At 57.1% G+C, this 802-nt stretch carries 1 protein-coding gene; it reads right to left on the reverse strand.

From position 1 onward, the window contains the following. Positions 1-236 precede the first annotated feature (236 nt). Positions 237-767 (reverse strand): hypothetical protein, encoded by a 531-nt coding sequence (locus tag PH547_RS33735; protein WP_285170486.1) that lies wholly within the window; start codon positions 765-767, stop codon positions 237-239. Positions 768-802 lie beyond the last annotated feature (35 nt).

An 802-nucleotide genomic window follows, 5' to 3' on the forward strand; every position in this document is an offset into this window, starting at 1 on the left:
CCTGCCGGTTTCCCCTGTCAACGCTTCGACGCATACCTCGCGATGTGCGCCGCATGACTCGGGGTCAGAGTGATTCGCCACTTCTTCTCCGTACTGAACTTTCATCAACTATCTTTCATCGGCTTTGCAGCCGCACTAAGCGCGCAAATCGCTGCACCTGTTCATTGACTGAGCGTTGAGCGAATCTGTGTCCACAACGGAGACTGTGGACAATGAGACTGGATGGCGCGGGATTTTCAGGAGAGCTTCGGGTCGTCAAGGTTCTTCGCAATGGCAAGCGGCGGTTTGATCCGGCTCTGTGTCCGGCACGCTGGAGTTTCGAAGGCGTTCCCTCCGACTACACCCCTTCCCTCCATTGCCTCCGCAGGATCATCTCCCTTGTTCGGCAACTTCCCCGGTACTATGGGTGTATCCGACTTCTCATCAGCGTCGATGACTGGCTTGCGGTCAACGACCTTCCCAGTCCCGTCCAGTCCATTTGCACTGGACACCGATGAGATCTCGCTGCTTCCGTATGAAAGACTTCCCGGCATGCACAGGGTCTCCGACCGCGCGGGATCGGGGCATGGCTTGCGATTGACGCCATGCACCGTGTTGCCTTCCGCTTCGCTTAACAGCGTCGGCATCCCGGATTTTTCATTTCGCGGCTCTATGGCTGGCCTGCCGGTTTCCCCTGTCAACGCTTCGACGCATACCTCGCGATGTGCGCCGCATGACTCGGGGTCAGAGTGATTCGCCACTTCTTCTCCGTACTGAACTTTCATCAACTATCTTTCATCGGCTTTGCAGCCGCACTAAGCGC

This window comes from Rhizobium cerradonense, from assembly GCF_030182455.1.
Taxonomy (GTDB): domain Bacteria; phylum Pseudomonadota; class Alphaproteobacteria; order Rhizobiales; family Rhizobiaceae; genus Rhizobium.